This window comes from Streptomyces sp. NPDC058401 (genome assembly GCF_042722885.1).
Classification (GTDB): Bacteria; Actinomycetota; Actinomycetes; order Streptomycetales; family Streptomycetaceae; genus Streptomyces.
In genome coordinates, this window is record NZ_JBHXKA010000023.1 from 1 (window position 1) to 21,514 (window position 21,514).

Below are 21,514 nucleotides of genomic sequence, written 5' to 3' on the forward strand. Positions count from 1 at the left end.
GGGGCGGGCTGCTACACCGCCCCGGCACCCCTTCGTCGTCACCGCACAGGCGGCTAGGCCCGAGTCCGCTCAGCGGACCCCGCGGACCCCGCCCCCACCCGCTCGGGCCGCCGCGGCCGAGGCACGGCCACCCCGGCCGGCACGGCATCGCCCCGAGGCCCTGAGAGCACGTAGACGAGCCCGAACCCGGCCACGACGACGACCGCGCCGCCGACCGCGTCGAGCACCCAGTGGTTGGCGGTCGCGACGATCGCGCAGACGGTGATCGTCGGGTGCAGCGCACCGAGCAGCTTCTGCCAGCGCTTCGGCGCGATCGTGACGATGACGATCCCGCACCACAGCGACCAGCCGAAGTGCAGCGAGGGCATCGCCGCGTACTGGTTGGAGATCGCCGTCATGGCCCCGTAGCTCGGGTTCGCCAGGTCCTGGACCCCGTGCACGGTATCCACGAAACCCAGCCCGGGCATCAGCCGCGGCGGTGCCAGCGGGTACAGCCAGAAACCTATGAGGGCGAGCACGGTGGCCAGGCCCAGCGAGGCCCGCGCCCAGCGGTAGTCCTTGGGGCGGCGCCAGTACAGGACGGCCAGGATCGTCAGCGGGACCACGAAGTGGAAGGAGGTGTAGTAGAAGTTGAAGAACGCCTCCAGCCAGGGCGCCCCGACGACGGCGTGGTTCACGGCGTGCTCGATGTCGATGCCGAGCGCCTTCTCGATCCCGTGGATCTGGCTGCCGTTGCCCTCCGCGAGGGTGCGGCTGGTGGGGGCGGCGGCCCGGATGTGCGAGTAGAGCGAGTAGCCGACCCGTATCAGGAGCAGTTCCAGCAACAGGTTCGGACGCGACAGCACGCGCCGCCAGAACGGCAGCAGCGGGACCCGCGCCCACCGCGCGGGCGCGGGCCGCCCGTAGGCGGTGGGGACCGGCTCGCGCCAGTACGGGGAGGAGCGCGGCAGGAACGGCACGGCGCAGGCCGCCGCGAGGGCCGCGAGGAGCAGCACGTTGTCGCGTACGGGGCCCAGCGCGACCAGGTTGGGCAGCAGCACGTCGCTCGGCAGGGTCATGGCGAGGACCACGGCGACCGGCCACACCGGCCGGTCCGCGGCCCGCTTGCCGACCTTGCCCGCGACCGCGAGCAGCACCCACAGCAGCTGGTGGCGCCAGCCGGTCGGGGACACGGCGACGGCCACGCAGCCGGTGATCGCGACGGCGAGCAGCAGCTGGCCGTCGCGGGCGTAGCGGGCGGCGCGGCGCAGGCCGATCCAGATGATCGGGGCCGCGAGGGCGGCGTAGAGGAGGATCTCGCCGGGGCCGGTCAGACCCAGGCGCAGCAGGGCGCCGTGCACGGACTGGTTGGCGAGCCCGTCGGGTGCGCCGCCGAGCCCGGTGCCGGCCAGGTGCTGGACCCAGTACGTCCACGAGTCGCTGGGCAGGGCCGCCCAGGACAGGGCGGTGGCTCCGGCGAAGGTCACGGCGGCGGAGCGCGCGGTGGTCCGGCGTCCGGACAGCCACAGCAGCGGGGCGAAGAGCAGCAGCGCGGGCTGGAGGGCTGCGGCCAGGCCGATCAGGAACCCGGAGGGGCGTTCGCTCGGGACCCGGAACACGGCGAGGAGCACCAGCAGGACCGGCAGTACGGCGGTCTGCCCGGGCAGCGCGGCTTCGCGGACGGGCAGCGAGACCATCATCAGCGCGACCAGCACGGGCGCGGCGAGCAGCGCGGTGCGCCGCGGCACGGGGTCGGGCAGGGCGCGCGCGGCGACCAGCCCGACGGCGGCGACGAGCAGCAGGGTCACGCAGGTCCAGGTCACCTCCAGGGAGGGCGCGGCGAGCCCCAGGAGCGGCTTGAGGACCAGCCCCGCGAAGGGGGTCCCGGTGAACTGGCCGTTCGTGTAGAGCGAGCCCGGCAGGCTGCCCGGGAGGTGGAACCCGCTGAGCCACTCGCCCGGTGGCACGCGCAGCACGACCGCGGCCTGTCTGACGGCGAGCAGCAGGGCCAGTGCCCACAGCATGAGGCGTGCCGCCCCGAGTCTTCCGCCGCTACCGCCTATGACCCCGGCATGTCCGTTCGCACCACTGTGCTCCGCCGCGTTAGCCACGCCTCGCCGGCCTCCCGCCCTGTTGACTGCAACCCTGACTTCGCCTGGCTGCCGCGTTTCGTACTGCGTTTCATACCGCGCGCTTCATTTACCCGGACGACGATATCCCCCGCGCGATACCTAGGATGGCGGGCATGAGCATCGTGAAGATCAACGCCCTCACCGTCCCGGACGAACAGCGAGAGGTTCTGGAGCAGCGGTTCGCCTCCCGTGCGGGCTCCGTGGAGAGCTCGGACGGCTTCGAATGGTTCGAGCTGCTCCGGCCCGTCGAGGGCACGGACCAGTATCTCGTGTACACGCGCTGGCGTTCCGAGGAGGACTTCCAGGCGTGGATGGAGGGGCCCATGAAGGCGGCCCACCAGGGTGGCGGCGCGGCGGGCGGTCAGGGCGGTCCCGGTGGCGGTCAGGCGGGGCCGGAAGGCGGCGCGGAGCGGCCGAAGCCCGCTGCCACGGGCTCTACGGTGTGGTCCTTCGAGGTCGTGCAGCAGGCGGCGCCGAAGCAGGTCTGAGCGCGTGGGAAGGGCCCGGAGCCGCGGCTCCGGGCCCTTCCGCAATTCAGCTCGGCTCGGCTCAGCTCGGCTCGGCTCGGCTCAGCTCCAGAAGGCGTTCATCTCGTCGATGTCCTCGATGCAGACGTCGAGGTCGCTGATCTTCCCGCCGACGATGGTGAAGAAGATGCCCTCGTGGATCTCGATCCCGCGGTCGCCGCGATCGGCGCGGGTTGTGTGGAAACTCATGACGTGGCCGCGGCCGTCCGCGAGCAGTTTGTCCAGGTGGAGCCGCATTGTGCCGTGCGTCTCCGCTCCCATCCGGCGGTAGAGGTCGAGGACGGCCTCGCGCCCCTTGTGGTGTCCGGAGATGGGGCTGCTGCCGGGGACGTGCTGGATGACGTCGGCCGTCATCATCGCGCTCAGCTTCTCCATGTCACCCTGGCCGAAAGCCTCGTAGCCGCGGCGGATCAGGGCACAGTCAGGATGCTCCGACATGACGGTCACGCCCTTCGTGCGTACGGTTTGACCCTTTTCCTATCATCGGCCCGGCCCTGTGGATATTCCAGCGCGGGCGGCGGGGCACGGCTCCACAATGACGCTATGACTGACGCCATGACGAGCACAGAGAAGCTCCGCGCGACGTCGACCTGGCAGGTCGCCGCCGAGCCGTTCACCACCCCGGACGCCACGCTGCTGCGCCGCGCGTACTACGCGGAGGTCGCGGGCCGGTACTGGCGGCGGCCGGTCACCGAGGCGGAGATCGACCAGGGCCTCCTGGACTTCCCGGACGACGAACTGACGGCGCCGACGGGCCGGTTCGTGGTCGGCCGGCTCGACGGACAGCCCCTCGCCTGCGGGGGGATACGCGTCCTGGACCCCGTCACCGCCGAGCTCACCCGGGTGTACGTGGACCCGCGCGCCCGCGGTACGGGCGGCGGGGCGGCCCTGCTCCGTGCCCTGGAGGACGCCGGCCGCGCCCTGGGCGCCGAGCGGGTCCGGCTGGACACCCGCTCCGACCTGGTGGAGGCCCGCGCCTTGTACGCGCGCCACGGGTACGCGGAAATACCCGCGTACAGCTCCGGCCCCTACGCCGAGCACTGGTTCGAGAAGCACCTGGCCTGACGGGGCGGTGGCCCTGACCCGCCCCGCCGTGCCGACGCTGCGGTCACCTGGCGGAATGGTCCCGGCGGGGCAAGGCCTCGTAAGGCTCCTCGTCGACGGATCCGCAGAGCTCCGAGTTGATCTCCGCGACCAGTTCGGACAGGTCGGTCGGGCGGTCCGCGGTCCACCAGTCGCCGAGCAGTTCGGCAAGCGACTCCTCCCGCGCGGCGGACAGCTTCAGTGCGCTCTCGCGGCCCTTGTCCGTCAGGATCAGCGGCAGCCCGTCGCGGACGGCCAGCCCCCGCTCCTCGATCTGGCGGCCCGCGTCCGTGATGGCCCGCAGCGGCACCATGGTCTTCTCCGCCAGCACGGCCGGGTCGGCGCTGCCGTACCGGTTGATCCGCAGCAGCAGCCAGCTGGCGGCGGGCAGCAGGTCGTAGCCGGCCTTCGCGGTGATCTTCTCGTAGACGTGCTTGCGGCCCTGGAGGGTCCCGAGCGTCGTCAGGGCGCGGGCGACCTCCTCCCGTGATGAGCGCTGGACGGGGTTGGAGGCCAGGGTCTCGGTGACGTCGGGCGCCGTCACCGAGGCGCGCAGCTTGTCCTCCTTGAGGAACCAGGCCACGACGAAGGCGACCAGCACCACGGGGGCGGCGTAGAGGAAGACGTCGGTGATGGAGGTGGAGTAGGCGTCGAGGATGCGCGGGCGCAGCGCGGCGGGGAGGGTGCCGATGGCGCGCGGGTCGGCTTCCAGCTTGCTCGTGTCCAGCCCCGGCGGCAGCGGGACCCCCTTGAGCGCACCGGCCAGCTTGTCGTCGAGCCGGTTGGTGAAGATCGTGCCGAAGATGGCGACGCCGAAGGAGGCGCCGATGGAGCGGAAGAAGGTGGCGCCCGAGGTGGCGACGCCGAGGTCGGCGTAGCTGACCGAGTTCTGCACGACGAGGACGAGCACCTGCATGACCAGTCCGAGGCCGGCGCCGAAGACGAAGAAGTAGACGCTCATCTCCCAGGTGGAGCTGGTGCGCTCCAGCTGGTGCAGGAGCAGCAGCCCGACCGCGGTCAGGGCCGTGCCCGCGATCGGAAAGACCTTCCAGCGCCCGGTGCGGCTGACGATCTGGCCGGACACGGTGGAGGTGATCAGCAGTCCGAGCACCATCGGCAACATGTGGACGCCCGACATGGTCGGGGAGACGCCCTGGACCACCTGGAGGAAGGTCGGCAGGTAGACCATCGCGCCGAACATCGCGAAGCCGACGATGAAGCTGATCAGCGAGCAGAGGGTGAAGGTGCGGATCCGGAAGAGCTTGAGCGGGAGCACCGGCTCCACGGCCCGCCGCTCGACGAGGACGAAGCAGACCAGCAGGACGAGGCCGAGCACCGCGAGCCCGATGATCTGCGGGGAGCTCCAGCCCCACGTACCGCCGAGCGAGGCCACGAGCACCAGGCAGGTCGCGACGGAGGCGATGAGGAAGGTGCCGAGGTAGTCGATGGTGTGCTTCTCGCTCCGCGCCGGGATCTTCAGGCTCGCGGCGATGACGACGAGGGCGACGAGACCGATGGGGAGGTTGATGTAGAAAACCCAGCGCCACGACAGGTGGTCCACGAACAGTCCGCCCAGCAGCGGACCCAGCACGCTGGTGGCTCCGAAGACCGCGCCGAAGAGCCCCTGGTACTTGCCGCGTTCGCGCGGCGGCACGATGTCTCCGACGATCGCCATCGACAGCACCATCAGCCCGCCGCCGCCCAGTCCCTGGAGCGCGCGGAAGCCGATGAGCTGCGGCATGTTCTGCGCCAGGCCGCACAGGGCCGACCCGATCAGGAACAGCACGATGGCGGACTGGAAGAGCTTCTTGCGCCCGTACTGGTCCCCGAGCTTGCCCCACAGCGGTGTGGCGGCCGTCGACGCCAGCATGTAGGCCGTGACCACCCACGACAGGTGCGACATCCCGCCGAGATCGCTGACGATCGTCGGCAGCGCCGTCGACACGATCGTCTGGTCGAGCGAAGAGATGAGCAGCCCCAGCAGCAGCGCACCGATGGAAACGAGCACCTCACGCGAGGCGTGCTCGGCGCTGGGTCCGGATGTCCGCTTGCGCGGGTCGGGCTCCGTGGTCACGTCCTGCACCATCGGCTCCTCCTCAGGGCTGATCGACTCCTCCATCCTGAGCGGTGTGTCCCGTTATGGCCTGTCGGGCGGGTTGGGCGGGTTACCGGGGGTCTGCATAATCGCAGGCAGCGCCCAGGGGAGGTATCCGAGTGAACACCGAACACTGTCCGGATTGCGACACGCCAAAAGGCCCCTGCGCCTGCCCCCCAGCCTTCCAACCCTTGCGCATCCGCCCGTACATATCCCTCCCGAACCCCACCCCGGACCCCCCGACCCCCACCCCGCCACCCCCATCCGGGCCGACCGCCCCAGCCCCCACCCCGACACCCCCAGCCCACCCGGGCACGTCGGCGCCCCCCGCCTACCCGGCCCCGCCCGCAGCCACGACGGCACGGCCCGGCGGCCCGACGGGCACCCCGGCACAGCACCACAGCCCCGGCGCAGCCACCCCTGCGCCCCACCGTGACCCGGCAGGGACCACGGCCCGGCCAGGGGCCCCCGCGCATCCCGGCCTCGCCGCCACCACGGCGCACCAGCCCCGTCCGGCAGGCCCCACAACACCCCCGGTCCCGGCAGCCGCCCCGCCGCGCCCCCGCCCGCAAGGCACGACACTGCCCCCCGCAGGCCGGCCGGATTCCGCCCCTCCGCCCCCTGGCCCGACGAACACCGCTCTACGTTCCGACCCGGGCACCCCTCCGGCGCATGCCGCTTGGCCTGGCGTTACGTCCCCGCACCCCGGCCCAACCGACACCCCGCCGCCCCACGCCAGCCCGACTGGCACCGCTGCGGACACCGTCCGGACGGCCGGCCTGCCACCGCACGCCCACCCGGCGGACACCCCGTCATCCCCCACCGCGCCGGGCGGCGCCACTACCCGCCCCGCCTCCCCGCATCCCGCACCGCAACCGGACCAAACGGCCGTCCTGCCTGCCTGCCCTGCCCCGGCGGACGCCGCTGCGAGCCCCCACCCGGCGGGCCCCGCCATGCACCCCACCGACCGGGCCGGCGCCACAGCCCGCCCTGCCACCCCGCATCCGACGGCCCACCCGAACCAAACGACGGCTGCCCTCCCGTCCTACCCCGCCCCCGCCGGCACGCCGCCCCACTCCGGCCCGACGAGCAGCCATGCGAGCCCTCACCCCGTAGGCACCGCGACACCCACCACCGCCCCGACCAGCGCCACAGCGCGTCCTGCCGGCCCGCATCCCGCACCGCACCCAGGCCAAGCAGCCGGCCTGCCGCCATACCCGGGCCCGCCCGACCTCGCGCAGCCCTACCCCGGCCCGGCGACCACCCCGCCGCCCTACCCCGGCCCGATCGGGGCTGCCGCGCAGCCGGGCTCCGCAGGTTCCGCTCCGGACCCGGGCCGCGCACCCGGTCTGCCGCCGCGCCCCGGCCAGCCGAACGCCGCTGCGCCCTCCACCAACCCGAGGAGCGCCACCTCCGCGCACCCCGGGCCGGTTGCCGAGGCCCCGCCGGCCGATACGACCGCCGACCCGGCCCGGGCCCCCGGCTCGCCGCACCGCCCCGGCGGCCCGGCAGGCACGGCTTCGCCTTCCAGCCCGCCCCACGCGGGCACCATGGGCACCGCCGCGCAGGGCTCCCCGGAGGGCGCCCCGCCTCAGCTCCCCGGCCCGACGGCCGTCTTCCCCTCCTACCCCGGCCCGGCGGATGCCGCGTCGCCGCACTCGTCCCCCGTCGGCCCGGCCCATCCCGCGGCGCAGCCACCCGGGGCTGAGACTCCCGCGTACGGGATACCCGTAGCGTCCCCGACCCCGTCCGAAGAAACGATGCAGCTGCGCCCGGTCCCGCCGTACGAGGCGTACGCGGCACCCGGCGCCTACGCCTCGTACGGGTCACCCGAGACCCACCCCGGCCCCCACCCCGGCCCCGACAGCAGGACAGGCCCGGCCTACGGGACACACGGGATGGCCGGCCCGAACGGCGCGGACCCGTCCAGCCGGCCCCCGCGACCCCCGCGGCGCCGCACACGCACGCTCACCGCCATCGCGGCAGCCGCCGTCGTGGTGGTCGGCGCGGCCGTCCTCGTCGCGTGGGCCGCCTCGGGGCCCGCCACGCCGGAGGCCGCCCTCGTCGACGCGAAGCCCTCCTCCCCCGTGGCCGGCCTCACCCAGGCCACCCCGTCGCAGCCCGCCGAGAGCACCGGCCCGACCCCGCCCCCCTCCGCCTCCGCCTCCCCCAGCCCCTCCCGCTCCGCGTCCGCGTCCGCTTCGCCGTCCCCCTCGCCCTCCCCCACTCCGAGCCGTTCGTCGACCCCGTCGGCCGCCCCGTCCCCCACCCCGAGCCGCTCTTCCCCGCCGACCTCGCGGCCGCCGACGCAGGCGCCGACCCTCCGGTACGGGGATTCGGGCGCCGAGGTGGAGAAGCTCCAGCGCCTGCTGGCGGCGCAGGGCATCTACCGCGGCAAGTACGACGGGCGGTACGGCGCCCGTACGGAATCGGCGGTCTCCACGTTCCAGGCGTACAACGGCATCGACGAGGACCCTTGGGGCGTCTACGGTCCGGCGACCCGCCGCGCTTTGGAGGGATAGAACACACCGGATCCGGTGGCGAGCACCCCTCCCCGTTTTGTATTGTTCAGGAACAAAGTGGTTCCGTCCTCACTCCCTGACCGGTGGACGGAACCACTTGTTCTCTTTCCCGTCCCGTCTGGAGCCCCTCCGATGCCGGCCAGCACCACCACCGCCCCCGCCGTCCTGACCGCCAAGGCCCTGCTCCTGGACATGGACGGCACCATCGTCAACTCGGACGCGGTGGTCGAGCGCTGCTGGTACGACTGGGCCGTCACCCACGGGCTGGACCCGAAGGAAGCCCTCAAGGTGGTCCACGGCCGCCAGGGCTACGCCACGATGGCGATCCTCCTCCCGGACCGCCCGATGGAGGAGAACCTCGCCGAGAACGCGGTGATGCTCGCCCGCGAGACCGCCGACACCGAGGGCGTAGTCCCGATCGGCGGCGCCGCCGCCTTCATGGCCTCCCTCAGCACCCTCCCGCACGCCCTGGTCACCTCCGCCGACGTGGCCCTGGCCACGGCCCGGATGACGGCCGCCGACCTGCCGATGCCCGAGGTCCGGGTCACCGCCGAGTCCGTGCAGGCCAGCAAGCCCGACCCGGAGGGCTTCCTGATGGGCGCCGCCGCCCTCGGAGTGGACCCGGCCGACTGCATCGTCTTCGAGGACTCCGCCGCCGGCATCGCCGCGGGCCAGGCCGCGGGCATGCGCGTCATCGGCGTCGGCCCCCGCGCCGCCGCCCACGGCCCGACCGCCCACGTCCTCGACCTGACCGCCGTCACCGTCACCACCTCCCCCGACGGCTCGATCACCCTCACCGTCCAAGCGGCCTGACCAAGGCGACCCGGCGGGTCGGCCCACCCCGGGCAACCCAGCCGGCGGCCCGCCTCGGCCCCGCCGCGGGACCTATCCCGTACTGCCAGGCAACCGCGCCCCGGAGCTGCCAGGCGGCAGGCCCTCGGCAGCGAACCGACGGCCACGCAGCGGCCCGACCGGGGTGAGCCAACCTGGTGGCCAGGCCCCGCTGGCCAGGGCCCTGGCAGCCGGAACTCGGCAACCGATCCCGGCGACCAACCCTGTACGCCGATCCCAGCAGCTCACCCCGAGCAGGCGGGCCCCTGCCGCCGAACTCAGCGCGCCCGCCCAGGCGGACCGGACGCCGGCGGCCGGACGCGCACCAGGCGATGCACCAGGGCGGGCCAGGCCAGGCCACCCCTCCAGGACTACCCACCCGGCCACATCCCGCCCGGCCCAAGTCCGCCGCACCCCGCGGGCCCACACCAGAAGGCAGGCCGGAGCCCCCGGGCTGAAGCGGCCGGACCCACCTGCCCGACCGAGGCGGCCAGACCTCGACGGCGGGACGCACGCCGGCCCAACCGGGCCCGCCCCAGCCGACGCACCGGGCCCGTCGACCCGACAGGCCGAACGAGCCGAGTCCGCACCGCACCGCACCGCACCGCACCGAGCTTCCACCCACGTGAAATCGCAGGTCGACGAACTACTGCCGCGACCGTCCCCCGAGGCACTCACCCCGGCCGAGCCCTCTCATGAGCCAGTCGGCATGGGGCCGCCCCGGAGCTGCCCCGGCCACCCGGCCACCCGGCCGTCCGGCGCAAGGGACGAGGATGGAGTCATGACAGGGGAAGCGAGCGAGATCGCTCTGAGCAAGCAAGATCTGCGCGCGGTCACCGCCTTCGCCGCAGCGTGCGCGGAAACTGTGCTCGAGGTGTTCGAGGGCGACCAGCCGGAGGACTCGCGACCTCGAGACGCCATCGACACCGCATGGGAGTTCGCGCGGGGCGGTGAGCGAGGGAAAGCCTTGCGCGACCGAGCGTGGGCGGCACTCAAGGCGGCCAAAAGTGCCGACACCGAGGCCGCGCGCGAGGCGGCTCGGGCAGCGATGTCCGCGGCAGGCGCCGCCTACCTGCATCCACTGGCCAAGGCCACCCAGGTCAAGCACATTCTCGGAGCCGCCGCCCACGCGGCCAGAGCAGCCGAACTCCGCGCCGACGACGATCGGAGCGTCGGTGCCGAACACATCGAGCAGACGGCGCATCGCGCCACGCCAGGCGTCGTTGACGTGCTCAAACGCTTCCCGCCGGCGCCGAGTGGCGGCGGACGGGTGGGCGAGTTGATCCGCACGCTGGATGCCGACCTTCGCTCGCTCACCCTCGCCGACTGACGCAAGCGTTCAGCCGGTGCGGCCCCCCTCCGTCAGCGGTCAGCGGTCAGCAGCCCAGGACCTTGCACCGGATCGCAGATGCCCGCCCGGCCCCAACGAGCAGGAACCGGCGAACCGTCCGGCTCCGCCGGCTGCCACCGACGACCAGCGAGAGCACCCCGAAACCCACCCCGTACGGCTCCCCCGTACGCCCCACCCCGCACAGCTCCCCCGTACGACTCCCCCCGGCACCTCACGCTCAGGCGACGCAGAACTCGTTCCCCTCGGGGTCCTGCATCACCACCGCGTAGTGCGTGTCCAACTCGTCCAGCACGCGCAGCACCGTCGCCCCCGCCCCGGTGAGCCGCTCCACCGTCTCGTCGACGCGCCGCGTCCGGAGTTCCATCGGAACGCCGCGCCCCCCGCTGACCTTCAGATCCAGGTGCACCCGGTTCTTGCCCGCCTTGGGCTCCGGGACCTGCTGGAACCACACCCGGGGCCCCTGCCCGGACGGGTCCACGATCGATTCCGGCAGCTCCCCCGCGCCTTCGGGCAGCTCCTCCGCGGGCACCCCCATGCCCTCCCAGTACGCGCGCCAGGTCACATGCCCGTCCGGCGCCGGCTCCGGCACGTAACCCAGCGCTTCGATCCAGAACGTCACCATCACCCGAGGATCGGCGCAGTCGATGGTCAGTTGCAACGTGGTGTCCATGTCCCCAGCCTCGCAGCCAGGTCTGACAACGGCAGGTACGGTCGACAGCGACGCTCCGAATCAGCGGAATGCGCGGGGCGGGGGCGCGACAACGGGGGAATTGCCATGACCGAACTGATCGTCCTCTTCAGCGTGATGGGGCTCGCGGGGCTGTACCTCATCGTCAAGGTGATGTGCCGGGAAAGGCGCCGCCGCTCCGTGGCGGCGGAGGGTCTCCTGATCGAGCTGGGCCGCACGGAGCAGCTGCGCAAGGACAGGACCACGTACCACTCGAACGCGGTCCACAACAATCCCTTCACCACCGGACTCTGATCACGGATCACGGCGCCGCCCCCGGAACGACCGGGTGCGGCGCCGTTTCCATGCCCGCTGCCGCTGCTCGTACCACCACCCCCACCACCGAGGCGGGCACAGGAACGGACCCAAGGTCCGAACCGGGCCCGGGACATTAGCCCCACCCCCACCCAACCCACCCCGGAACCCCAACTCCCCCCACCCCCAAGCCCGTCACCGACCTCGCCATGACATGCCCATGCCTTCAAACTGTCACCTCGCGCCCATCCCCAAGAAACCCGGCGCGACCAGCATGGCCACGCCCCACCACGTACGCACCATGTACGCACCGTGCACCCACCACGCGCACCCAGCTCCCGCCCACCCCCACCCACCCCCGCAGGCCACCACCCCTGCCCCCACCCAGGAGCCCTCATGTCCACCACACCCTCCGGTACTTCCACGCCCTCCGTCTACGCGCGTCGACTCGGCACGCTCGCCTCCATACTCGCGGCGGCCTCCCTGACCGCCCTGCTCACCGCCCCCACCGCCGCCGCCTCCCCTCCCACCCCGATCAGCGCCGCGGCCGCCCGCTCCTACCTCGCCACCGTCACCCCGAAGACCGAGGGCTCCACCAGCGGTTACAGCCGCGACCTCTTCCCCCACTGGAGCACCGTCTCCGGCACCTGTAACACCCGCGAGGTCGTCCTCAAGCGCGATGGTTCCGGCGTGGTCCAGGACTCCGCTTGTGCGGCCGTCAGCGGCAGCTGGTACTCCGAGTACGACGGCGCCACCTGGACGGCCGCCTCCGACGTCGACATCGACCACATGGTCCCGCTCGCCGAGGCCTGGCGTTCCGGAGCCAGCTCCTGGACCACCGCCAAGCGCCAGCAGTTCGCCAACGACCTGACCCGCCCCCAGCTCATCGCGGTCACGGACAACGTGAACCAGGCGAAGGGCGACCTCGACCCCGGCAAGTGGCTGCCGTCGCGCACCGCCTACCGCTGCACCTACGCGCGCATGTGGGTCGAGGTCAAGCAGTACTGGGCCCTGAGCATGGACTCGACGGAGAAGACGGCCCTGGTCAACATCCTCAACGCCTGCTGACGCTCCCCCACAGGTCCGCGCCGCACCCCCGACCCCCTGCCCACCCCCCTGCCCACCCCACCCCTGGCCAAGGATCTTTCCCCCGCCAGGGGGAGGTGGACCACCCCCTCCCCGTCGTACGGTGATCGAACGGCAACGCCGGACGAAGGAGGGGGAGTTACATGGGGGCATTGCGCCTGGGACCGCTGCTGCGCCACGTCGACTGGGACGCGGGCGACTCCGCCACGGTGTGGATCGAGGCGGACCGCCCGTGTACCGCCGAGGTGCGCTGCGCCGACGGTTCCGGCGGGAGCGTCCACACCTTCCAGATAGCCGGCCACCACTACGCCCTGATCACCGTCACCGGCCTCACCCCGGACACCACCACGGCCTACGAGGTCCTCCTCGACGGCCTCCGGGTCTGGCCAGTGCCCGACAGCCCGTTCCCCGCGAGCACCATCACCACCCCGCCCGCGGGACGGCCCGGCTCCGCGACCGCTCCCGACCTGCGCCTGACCTTCGGCTCCTGCCGCCAGGCGGCCCCGCCGGCCGACCGGCGCGGACCGCACGGCCCCGACGCCCTCGACACCCTCGCCGCCGATCTGGCCGCCGACCCGGAGGCGATACGCCCCGACGTCCTGCTCCTCCTCGGCGACCAGGTGTACGCGGACCAGCTCTCCCGCTCCACCCGTCGTTGGCTGGCGGCCCGGCGGGACCTCCGCGAGGCCCCCGGCGCCCAGGTCGCGGACTTCGAGGAGTACACCCGGCTCTACTACGAGTCCTGGCTCGATCCGGAGATCCGCTGGCTGCTCTCCACCGTCCCGAGCCTGCACATGTTCGACGACCACGACGTCATCGACGACTGGAACACCAGCGCCGCGTGGCTGGCGGAGATGCGCGCCACCCCGTGGTGGCAGGAGCGGGTCGTCAGCGGCCTCATGTCGTACTGGGTGTACCAGCACCTCGGCAACCTCTCCCCGGCCGAGCTGGCGGCCGACCCCGTGTTCGAGGCGGTCCGCGCGACCCCCGACGGCACCGACGTCCTACGGGCCTTCGCCACCGCGGCGGACGCCGACCCGGCCACGGTGCGCTGGAGCTACCGCCGCGACTTCGGCCGGTCCCGGCTGCTGATGGTGGACACCCGGGCCGCCCGGGTGCTCGCCGAGGACGGGCGGGCCATGCTCGACCCGGCGGAGAAGCAGTGGCTCCGCGAGAACGCCCTGGCCGGACACGGGGGTTACGACCACCTCCTCATCGGCTCCTCACTGCCCTGGCTGATGCCGCCGCTCGTGCACGACGCGGAGGTGTGGAATGCAGCCCTGTGCCGTGGGGAGCGGGGGCCGAGGTGGGCCCGGATCGGCGAGGACCTGCGCCGGCGGAGCGATCTGGAGCACTGGGCGGCGTTCCCGGCCTCGTTCGCGGCGCTGAGCGACCTGATCGAGGAGGTGGGCACGGGGCCCCGGGCACCGGCGACGGTGTGCGTGCTCTCGGGAGACGTGCACCACGCGTATGTGGCCGAGCCCCGAATACCCAGCACGGCGCAGGTCTTCCAGCTGACGTGCTCCCCGGTCCACAACTCCATCCACACCGCCGTGAAATGGGGCTTCCGGCTGGGCTGGTCGCGGCTGGGCCGGTGGCTGGGCCGGGGCTTCTCCCGGCACGGGCGGACGGGCCGGCCCCCGCTGAGCTGGCGGCGTACGGGCGGGCCGTGGTTCGGCAACCAGCTCATGACGCTCGCGCTGTCGGGGCGCACCGCACGGCTGCGCCTGGACCAGGCCCGCAAGGGTCCCCGCCTGGTGACGGTCCTGGACCGCGACCTCACGCCGCCGCGCTGACGGACACCGGGGGCGACCCGTCGCGCCGGAGGGCCGCCCCGGGCGTCCGGTCCGTGGACACCGGGCGTACGCTGTTCCGCTGTCAGCCGCCCATGCCGCTCCCCCGCGACGTCGCGGCGCCTCACGCCGAGGCACGTCAACCGGACTGGGGAGTCCCGTTTTGCTTGAGACTCTGGGCTCGCTGACTTCGAGCCCGTGGATCTACGCCCTCGTGGCGCTGTCCATCCTGCTCGACGTGTTCCTGCCGGTGCTGCCGAGCGGGGTGCTGGTGATCACCGCCGCGGCAGCCGCGGCGGCGGCAGCCGGGGCGGCCGGGCCCGCGCCCGTGCAGTCCCAGGTACCGGACATCCTGGCGCTGCTGGTGACGGCCGTGACCGCCTCGGTACTGGGCGACATGGCCGCGTACCGGCTGGCCCGCCGGGGCGGGGCCCGCCTCGACCGCGCCATCGCCCGCTCCCGCCGGCTCACCCGGGCCCACGAACGCCTCGGCACCGCCCTCGCCCGCGGCGGCGGCGCCCTGGTCGTGATCGCCCGCTTCGCCCCGGCCGGCCGCTCGGTGGTCTCCCTCGGCGCGGGCAAGACACAGCGCAAGGTCAGGGAGTTCCTGCCCTGGTCGGTCCTGGCCGCCATCGCCTGGGCCGGCTACAGCATCGCCCTCGGCTACTTCGGCACCCAGTGGCTGGGCACCACCTGGCTCGGCACCGCGATCTCCCTACTCGCCCTCTTCGCCGCCGGCTCCCTCGCAGCCTTCGTAGTCCGCCGCCCCACCCCCACGACCACCTAGGTGGTCTCTTTCGCCCGCGGCGTCTGATGCCATGCCCGGGCGTGCTGTGGGGGTGCTCGCGTACTGGACGTACGTGGTCACCTCGGCAGTGCGGCCAAGTGCGACACCAGAGGCCGCGGGCCCAACAAGATCCGAAAGCGACGACCCAGCCCACCCCCACCACTCCCCGCACCACCCCTCCCCCCCTCCCCCGGGCGGAGCAGTGGCTCACCCGTTCACCCGGCAGCGATCGCCGGGGCCGCGCCGGGCTCCTAGCGTCCAGAGAACGGTGCGCACCCGAATCCGCGCCGCGCCGTTCCCGGAGCCCGAGGAGTCCTCTCCATGTCCGCCACCCCCCACAGCCCCCGCCGGTACCGCCCCCTCCCCCGCCTGCTGGCCATCGCCGCAGCGACCGTCGCCTTCGCCGCGGCCGCGCCGCCGACCCTCGCCCAGGCCCAGCCCTCCGGCAGCGTCTCCCCGACCAACGTCGCCCCCGGGGGCCGGGTGAGCCTCAACGTCACCGGCTGCGGCACCCGTACCGGCAAGGCCACCTCGCGCGCCTTCGGCGACGTCTGGCTGACCCCCGGCAACGCCGAGGCCACCAACCTCTTCGGCGCCGCCACCACCTCGCGGAACATCAGCGCCGGCTCGCATCCCGTCACCTTCGAGTGCGGCGGCCCGGGCGGCGAGCGCGTCACCGTGGCGCTGAACATCACCCCGGGCGCCGCCCGTGGTGGACTCGGCGGCAGCGTCGGCTCGATGAGCCCGGGCCAGATCGCCATCGGCGGCTCCCTCGTGGCCGCCGCACTGGGTGCCGGTGCCTGGATCCTGCGCCGCCGCACGGGCCACGCCTCCTGAGCCGACCTACCGCCCCCCACGCCGAAACCTCCCTCCCTCCCCGCAACGGGAGTGGCCGATGGTCCCGCCCATCCGGGACTTTCCCCACTCCCGCCCGGAGCCCCCTCCCGCAAGGCTGAGTCCACGCACCGCTGCCCTTCAAGGAGCCCGCCATGGACCAGAGCCCGCGCCCCGTGATCGCCGCCGTCGACGGTTCCGCGAACGGCAACCGGGCCCTGGAATGGGCCGTCTCCCAGGCCCTGATGACCGGAGCCCCGCTGCGCATCGTGCACGCGCGCCTCTCCATGGACACCATCGGCGCAGCCCTGTCCGGGGCCTTCACCGAGCCCGGCCTCGACGACGATCCCGTACTGATCCGGGTCCGCGAGGCACTCGACGGCCGCGCCGGACTCCCCCCGATCGAGTACGCCTCGTACCCCGGCGCGCCCGACCAGGTACTGCCCCAGCTGGGTGAGGACGCCCAGGTGATGGTCCTCGGCTCCCGCGGCCGCGGCGGCTTCGCCAGCCTGCTCCTCGGCTCGAACGGCATCGCCTGCGCGAGCCAGGCCGCCTGCCCCGTGGTGGTGGTCCCGCGCGCCGAGCCGCCGCTGCACGACCCGTACGGGCAGGTCGTACTCGGCCTCAACAGCGCGGCCCCCGACCCGAGCACCACCTCCTTCGCCTTCGGCGAGGCGGCCCGGCGCGGCGCCCGGCTCCAGGTCGTCGTCGCGCACGCCTGGCCCGGCCGGGCCTTCACCGCCGTCGGCGCCCTCTCCACGGCCGCGCACACGGAGACCGCCAACGCCCACGAGGTCGCGGCCCTGGCCGCGGCGCACCTGCGCCCGTACGCCGAGCAGTTCCCGGAGGTGGAGATCGAGCAGCTGTCGGCGCCCGGCGACGCGGCCGGCCATCTGGTCGCCGCCTCCCAGGCCGCGGACCTGATCGTCATCGGCCGCCACCGCAAGCGCCCGCTCTCCCCGCGCCTGGGCTCCGTCACCAACGCGGTACTGCTCCACACCGGCTGCCCGGTCGCGGTGGTCCCCCTGGAGGAGACCGCCGTCCCGGCAGCCGCCTAACCGCCCGCCCGCCCACTCATCACCCGGCCACGGCCGCCCCCGCCCCCCTGACGTGAATCCCTTCCAGCAGGTCTCTCGTCGCCTCCGCGACCGCGTCGACGGCGGCGTCGAACACCTCCTGGTTGTGCGCGGCCGGCGCCCTGAAGCCGGACACCTTCCGCACGTACTGCAGGGCGGCGGCCCGGATCTCCTCCTCGGTCGCCTTCTCCGGAATGGCGGGCGGACGCAACGTCTTGATCGATCGGCACATACCCCCACTATCCCGCCCCACGAACCCCCCGTCACGGCCCCCCGTCACACCACCTCCCCCGCCATGAACGACGAAGGGGATGTCAGAGGCAGCTCACCACCAGCCCCACTTCTTCTTCCGCAGCTCCTGCCTCTCGGCTCTGGCCTGCTTGACCTCTGCCTGCGCGTTCCCCCGTCGAGTCCAGCGCCCCTGATGCTTGGCGCACTGACCGCTCCCGACGATCGCCTTGTTCCGGCACCGGCCCCCGCGCTTGGTCACCGCGCCACACTTCGGTTGCGTCACCCCGCCCCCTCCCGCCCACCCGACGTGAGCCACGCCTTGCACCGTGCCGGAAATTCCGAGGAGCAGGAAGGGCGCACAGCAACACACCGGGAGCCCAACCCGAGAACGCAAAAGACCCCCCGCCATGATCGGCGAGGGGCCTTTGTACTGGTGGGCGCGGACGGTTTCGAACCGCCGACATCTGCTTTGTAAGCTCGCCCGGACACTCGTCCTGCCCTGAGTTCCCACGGCCAGCCGCCCCCTGGGGAGACGCAGACGACTACTGCTATCCGCCATCGTTGATGTCAGCCGTGGATGTCAGCTCCGCCCCCAGCTGCACTACGACCGCCGGCCGCCCTCACCCCTCGTCGCACCGCTCCAAAACCAAGCCGAGGGACCCGTCCTCCAGCCCGTTGCTGTCTTCGAGGTGCAGATGACTCCCATCGGGAACACCCTCCGCGGCAAGCACCAGCAGATGCCCAGCAAGCGTCCTGAGACCTGCGGCGTTCGCCTCGATCACGACCTCTCCCCCCATGCCCCGCACCTCGATCCGCGCGTCCGCCTCCCAAGTGAAGACTTGCGCGACACCATCGGTCACGGCCGTAACCCGGGTGCTCTCGACAGGGGCCCTGCTGGATTCGGAGGTCATGCAGGCCATCATGCCGCGCGGCCCTCACGCCTTTGGCGTCTGGTTGCTGGCTGCAACGGGTACCCCAACTAGGCGGAGCCGACGCACTATACCGGCTGGTGAGCACGCTCATGTGACATCATCGACCTCGCGTTGGAACCGTGGCCAGCCAGCGCGAGAAGACACAACTGGGGAGGCAGCAAGCCATGTCGAGTGACGCCATCATGATCACGCCCGACGAACGGGACGCTGCCGAAAAACAGATCTCAGATCAAACGAAGCGCATCGACTTCTACATCACCGAATACTCGGTTGAGATCTTGGCTAACAAGATGAAGAGTGGCGAATACATCGTCCCCACTTATCAGCGCGAGTTCACGTGGGAACACGAACGCAAGTCAAAGTTCATCGAATCTCTCATCATGGGACTCCCAATCCCATTCATCTTCTTCTGGGAGATGGAGGACGGGAAGCTTGAGATCGTAGATGGCTCCCAGCGATTGCGAACCCTTGAAGAGTTCCTCCTCAAGGGATACCGACTGGGTGAGCTGGATCAGCTATCCAACGTCTCATATTTCACTTTTGACGATCTCCCCGAATCCCGTCAGCGCAAAATTCGCAACAGATCGATTCGCGGCATCGTCTTGAATGAACATGCCGACGAAGCGGCTCGGCTCGACATGTTCGAGAGAATCAACACGGGCAGCAAGAATGCGAACACCGCAGAAATCCGACGAGGCGCACTAGCCGGCCCGTTTATGAACCTGGTCATAGAGCTCGCAGCGGACGAGCGCTTCGCACGGCTCGCCCCGATGAGCGTCAAGAGCAAGGATGAGCGGGGTTACGAAGAACTCGTAACACGATTTTTCGCTTATGGCGATGGTCTAAATAAATACAGGGACCGCCCCTCTGACTTCATCTTCGACTACGTCAAAAACAAGAACACCCTTTTCAGGGATAGGCCCACACTTTCGGAAGAATACAAGCGGCGCTTCCAGGAGACGCTTGACTTCGTCGAGCGAATCTTCCCTAATGGATTCAGGAAGACCGCCACGGGCAAAGCTACACCGCGGGCACGATTTGAGGCCATCGCAATTGGATCCTACCTCGCAGTTCAAGCGAAGCCGGAAATCAAGGATCTAGATCGATCCCAGCTGGACGTTCGAATGTGGCTCGAAAGCCCCAGCTTCGTCAAGGTCACAGGCTCTGATGGCGCTAACGCCCGGGCTCGCCTTGAAGGGCGAATTAACTTCGTCCGCGATCAGCTGGTTCAAGAATGAGCACCACGGGCCTTCCCTCATTCTTCGAAGAGAGATTCGGAGAAGTCGAAGCATATTTGGATTTACTCGACGAACTCCAGAGGGCGACCCGAAAAGGCGCCCCTCGCTTCAGCGGGTCCGACTACAAGATCTCCACTTCGCAGCAGAAGATTCTGTACTCAAGCCTCTATCTCCAGCTCTACAACCTCGTGGAAGCTACCGTCTCCCGCTGCGTGGATGCGATAACCCAAGCGGCAGCTTTGGCCGGCCAGTGGAAACCCCACCAGCTTAACGCCGATCTGCAGCGCGAATGGGTCAGGTCTATAGCGCGCACCCATACGAATATGAGCCCAGAGAATCGCTTGAAGCATGCGATGCAGCTCAGTGAGCACATCGTCCAACAACTTCCCGTCGCAAGCTTCTCTGTCGAATCTGGCGGTGGGGGGAATTGGGACGACGAGGCGATCTTCGCCATGGGTAAGCGCCTGGGCTGTGTGATCTCCGTCACCGATTCCACGCGCAGAGGCGTCAAGGCCAGCATGCGCGACGACCTAGGCCCCCTGAAGCTGGTCAAGGATCGCAGGAACGGCCTGGCGCATGGGTCCATCTCGTTCGTCGACTGTGCCGATGGCGTTGACGTGGAAGAGCTCCGCCGGATGGCGTCCAGCGTCGAGAGCTACCTGCGAGAAGTGATAGACTGCTTCATTCGCTATATTGAATCCCATAATTTCTTGCGGCCAGATTGCAGGCCAAATGGCGGTGCACCGTGACAAGTACGACTCCAACCGTCTCCGCGGTCGATCTCTTCTGCGGCGTGGGTGGGCTCACTCATGGCCTGGTTCGGAGCGGTATTGACGTCCGAGTCGGCGTCGACTTGGATCCGTCAAGCAAGTACCCCTATGAGGCGAATAATCCGTCGCGTTTCGTCGAGCGCGACGTGAACAGCCTCACTTCGGATGAACTCGCGTCGTACATCGGAACCGGGGGGGACTATTCGCTCCTTGCCGGGTGCGCGCCGTGTCAGCCATTTTCCACGTACAGCCAGAGCGGCCGGAGCAAGAAGCGCGGCCTCGACTGGCAGCTTGTTTCCAAATTTGGCGAGCTAGTTGCTGATGTGCAACCAGACCTCGTCACCATGGAAAATGTTGCCCAGCTTGCCGACCATGACGTTTTTGAGCAGTTCCTCGGGAACCTCAAAGGGTACGACGTCCAGGTATCCGTTGTGGAATGCACGAAGATCGGGATTCCCCAGTCACGAAAGCGACTCGTAGTCGTCGCTTCCAAGTTGGGAATTATCGATTTCGACCCCACCACCGGCGGCATCAAGCCAAGAACGGTTCGGCAGGAAATTGGGAAACTTCCTCCGATCCGTGCAGGGGAACAGCACCCCAGCGACCCACTTCACGCAGCTTCAGGCCTGAGTGAAATGAACATGCGTCGCATAAAGGCTTCGAAGCCAGGAGGTACCTGGCGAGACTGGGATCCTGAACTGCTTGCCGCTTGCCATAGGAAGGCAACAGGAGCCACGTACCCCAGCGTGTACGGACGGATGGAATGGGATGCGCCGGCTCCCACCATCACCACGCAGTGTTTCGGGTACGGTAATGGCCGTTTTGGTCACCCCACTCAAGATCGCGCTATCTCGCTGCGTGAAGCTGCCATGATCCAGACTTTCCCTCGGGATTACAAATTCCTAGAAGCAGACGAGCCGGTCCGCTTTAACCGCCTGGGCAGGCTGATTGGGAATGCCGTACCAGTCCGCCTTGGCGAGGTGATCGGAGATGCCCTTATCGCGCATGTCCGTAAGGCCGCTGCCGGAGAGCTGAAGCCTCTGAGCGAGGCTACCTCCGGACGTCTCTTCTAAGTTTGGCTCAAGCTGGCGGATCGGCCTGGGGTGGGTGGACAGTGACTGGCTGCGGCAGACTGCGCCCCGGCTGTCATCCCGAACCACAACGGAGCCTCAGTCGCACGACTGGCCCCCGCATCCCAGAGTCAGAGCGCCCCCGCCGGAGGCATCGCCTTGACGGGCAGCTCACCGATCAGGCCTCGCTCATCC

At 70.7% G+C, this 21,514-nt stretch carries 20 protein-coding genes; 14 read left to right on the forward strand and 6 right to left on the reverse strand.

Annotated elements, in window-relative coordinates; all coding sequences use genetic code 11:
- Positions 1 to 53: 53 nt before the first annotated feature.
- Entirely contained in the window at positions 54 to 2,003 is a 1,950-nt protein-coding gene (locus ACFWNV_RS11385; RefSeq protein WP_383944074.1) for a bifunctional glycosyltransferase 87/phosphatase PAP2 family protein, read from the reverse strand.
- A gap of 221 nt (positions 2,004 to 2,224) precedes the next feature.
- Here ACFWNV_RS11385 and ACFWNV_RS11390 point away from each other — a divergent pair, with 221 nt between their 5' ends.
- Positions 2,225 to 2,599 carry an antibiotic biosynthesis monooxygenase family protein gene (locus ACFWNV_RS11390; protein WP_383944077.1) on the forward strand — a complete coding sequence of 125 codons (375 nt, stop codon included), beginning with the start codon at positions 2,225 to 2,227 and terminating at the stop codon, positions 2,597 to 2,599.
- 81 nt (positions 2,600 to 2,680) lie between these two features.
- On the opposite strand, the gene ACFWNV_RS11395 is transcribed toward ACFWNV_RS11390, so the two are convergent.
- Positions 2,681 to 3,076: a nuclear transport factor 2 family protein gene (locus ACFWNV_RS11395; protein ID WP_383944080.1), complete on the reverse strand. Its 396-nt coding sequence runs from the start codon at positions 3,074 to 3,076 to the stop codon at positions 2,681 to 2,683.
- A 117-nt stretch (positions 3,077 to 3,193) separates the two neighbouring features.
- Between ACFWNV_RS11395 and ACFWNV_RS11400 the strand changes: the two genes are divergently transcribed.
- On the forward strand, positions 3,194 to 3,703 hold the full coding sequence (locus ACFWNV_RS11400; protein ID WP_383944083.1) for a GNAT family N-acetyltransferase: 510 nt from the start codon (positions 3,194 to 3,196) through the stop codon (positions 3,701 to 3,703).
- 43 nt (positions 3,704 to 3,746) lie between these two features.
- Here ACFWNV_RS11400 and ACFWNV_RS11405 read toward each other — a convergent pair whose 3' ends face one another.
- Positions 3,747 to 5,807 carry a DHA2 family efflux MFS transporter permease subunit gene (locus tag ACFWNV_RS11405; protein WP_383944086.1) on the reverse strand — a complete coding sequence of 687 codons (2,061 nt, stop codon included), beginning with the start codon at positions 5,805 to 5,807 and terminating at the stop codon, positions 3,747 to 3,749.
- Between the two features lie 1,769 nt (positions 5,808 to 7,576).
- Here ACFWNV_RS11405 and ACFWNV_RS11410 point away from each other — a divergent pair.
- The 3 genes from ACFWNV_RS11410 (at position 7,577) to ACFWNV_RS11420 (ending at position 10,499) form a co-directional block, all read left to right on the forward strand.
- Positions 7,577 to 8,338 carry a peptidoglycan-binding protein gene (locus ACFWNV_RS11410; RefSeq protein WP_383944089.1) on the forward strand — a complete coding sequence of 254 codons (762 nt, stop codon included), beginning with the start codon at positions 7,577 to 7,579 and terminating at the stop codon, positions 8,336 to 8,338.
- Positions 8,339 to 8,470: 132 nt separating this feature from the next.
- A complete protein-coding gene (locus ACFWNV_RS11415; RefSeq protein ID WP_383944092.1) occupies positions 8,471 to 9,151 on the forward strand; it encodes an HAD-IA family hydrolase in 681 nt (226 codons plus the stop codon).
- A 799-nt stretch (positions 9,152 to 9,950) separates the two neighbouring features.
- Positions 9,951 to 10,499, forward strand: a complete 549-nt coding sequence (locus tag ACFWNV_RS11420) for a putative immunity protein (RefSeq protein WP_383944095.1) — start codon at positions 9,951 to 9,953, stop codon at positions 10,497 to 10,499.
- Between the two features lie 238 nt (positions 10,500 to 10,737).
- Here ACFWNV_RS11420 and ACFWNV_RS11425 read toward each other — a convergent pair whose 3' ends face one another.
- Positions 10,738 to 11,190 (reverse strand): VOC family protein, encoded by a 453-nt coding sequence (locus ACFWNV_RS11425; RefSeq protein ID WP_383944098.1) that lies wholly within the window; start codon positions 11,188 to 11,190, stop codon positions 10,738 to 10,740.
- 105 nt (positions 11,191 to 11,295) lie between these two features.
- On the opposite strand from ACFWNV_RS11425, the gene ACFWNV_RS11430 reads away from it, so the two are divergent.
- The 6 genes from ACFWNV_RS11430 (at position 11,296) to ACFWNV_RS11455 (ending at position 17,060) form a co-directional block, all read left to right on the forward strand.
- Positions 11,296 to 11,502: a hypothetical protein gene (locus ACFWNV_RS11430; protein WP_383944102.1), complete on the forward strand. Its 207-nt coding sequence runs from the start codon at positions 11,296 to 11,298 to the stop codon at positions 11,500 to 11,502.
- 396 nt (positions 11,503 to 11,898) lie between these two features.
- Positions 11,899 to 12,570, forward strand: coding sequence for an HNH endonuclease family protein (locus ACFWNV_RS11435; protein WP_383944105.1), 672 nt, complete (start codon positions 11,899 to 11,901; stop codon positions 12,568 to 12,570).
- A gap of 161 nt (positions 12,571 to 12,731) precedes the next feature.
- Positions 12,732 to 14,384, forward strand: a complete 1,653-nt coding sequence (locus ACFWNV_RS11440; protein WP_383944108.1) for an alkaline phosphatase D family protein — start codon at positions 12,732 to 12,734, stop codon at positions 14,382 to 14,384.
- Positions 14,385 to 14,544: 160 nt separating this feature from the next.
- Positions 14,545 to 15,168 carry a DedA family protein gene (locus ACFWNV_RS11445; RefSeq protein WP_383944111.1) on the forward strand — a complete coding sequence of 208 codons (624 nt, stop codon included), beginning with the start codon at positions 14,545 to 14,547 and terminating at the stop codon, positions 15,166 to 15,168.
- Positions 15,169 to 15,489: 321 nt separating this feature from the next.
- Positions 15,490 to 16,005 (forward strand): hypothetical protein, encoded by a 516-nt coding sequence (locus tag ACFWNV_RS11450; RefSeq protein ID WP_383944113.1) that lies wholly within the window; start codon positions 15,490 to 15,492, stop codon positions 16,003 to 16,005.
- Between the two features lie 152 nt (positions 16,006 to 16,157).
- Positions 16,158 to 17,060, forward strand: coding sequence for a universal stress protein (locus ACFWNV_RS11455; protein WP_383944116.1), 903 nt, complete (start codon positions 16,158 to 16,160; stop codon positions 17,058 to 17,060).
- Between the two features lie 19 nt (positions 17,061 to 17,079).
- Here the strand turns inward: ACFWNV_RS11455 and ACFWNV_RS11460 are convergent, their stop codons facing one another.
- Both ACFWNV_RS11460 and ACFWNV_RS11465 read right to left on the reverse strand, forming a co-directional pair.
- On the reverse strand, positions 17,080 to 17,310 hold the full coding sequence (locus ACFWNV_RS11460; RefSeq protein WP_383944119.1) for a DUF2277 domain-containing protein: 231 nt from the start codon (positions 17,308 to 17,310) through the stop codon (positions 17,080 to 17,082).
- 619 nt (positions 17,311 to 17,929) lie between these two features.
- On the reverse strand, positions 17,930 to 18,220 hold the full coding sequence (locus tag ACFWNV_RS11465; protein WP_383944122.1) for a hypothetical protein: 291 nt from the start codon (positions 18,218 to 18,220) through the stop codon (positions 17,930 to 17,932).
- Positions 18,221 to 18,360: 140 nt separating this feature from the next.
- Between ACFWNV_RS11465 and ACFWNV_RS11470 the strand changes: the two genes are divergently transcribed.
- The 3 genes from ACFWNV_RS11470 to ACFWNV_RS11480 are packed head-to-tail and all read left to right on the forward strand — an operon-like array spanning position 18,361 to position 21,322.
- Positions 18,361 to 19,479 (forward strand): DUF262 domain-containing protein, encoded by a 1,119-nt coding sequence (locus ACFWNV_RS11470; protein ID WP_383944125.1) that lies wholly within the window; start codon positions 18,361 to 18,363, stop codon positions 19,477 to 19,479.
- Positions 19,476 to 20,228: an MAE_28990/MAE_18760 family HEPN-like nuclease gene (locus tag ACFWNV_RS11475; RefSeq protein ID WP_383944128.1), complete on the forward strand. Its 753-nt coding sequence runs from the start codon at positions 19,476 to 19,478 to the stop codon at positions 20,226 to 20,228. The genes ACFWNV_RS11470 and ACFWNV_RS11475 overlap by 4 nt, the downstream gene beginning before the upstream one ends.
- Positions 20,225 to 21,322: a DNA cytosine methyltransferase gene (locus ACFWNV_RS11480; protein ID WP_267090464.1), complete on the forward strand. Its 1,098-nt coding sequence runs from the start codon at positions 20,225 to 20,227 to the stop codon at positions 21,320 to 21,322. Before ACFWNV_RS11475 ends, ACFWNV_RS11480 begins: the two co-directional genes overlap by 4 nt.
- Positions 21,323 to 21,514 lie beyond the last annotated feature (192 nt).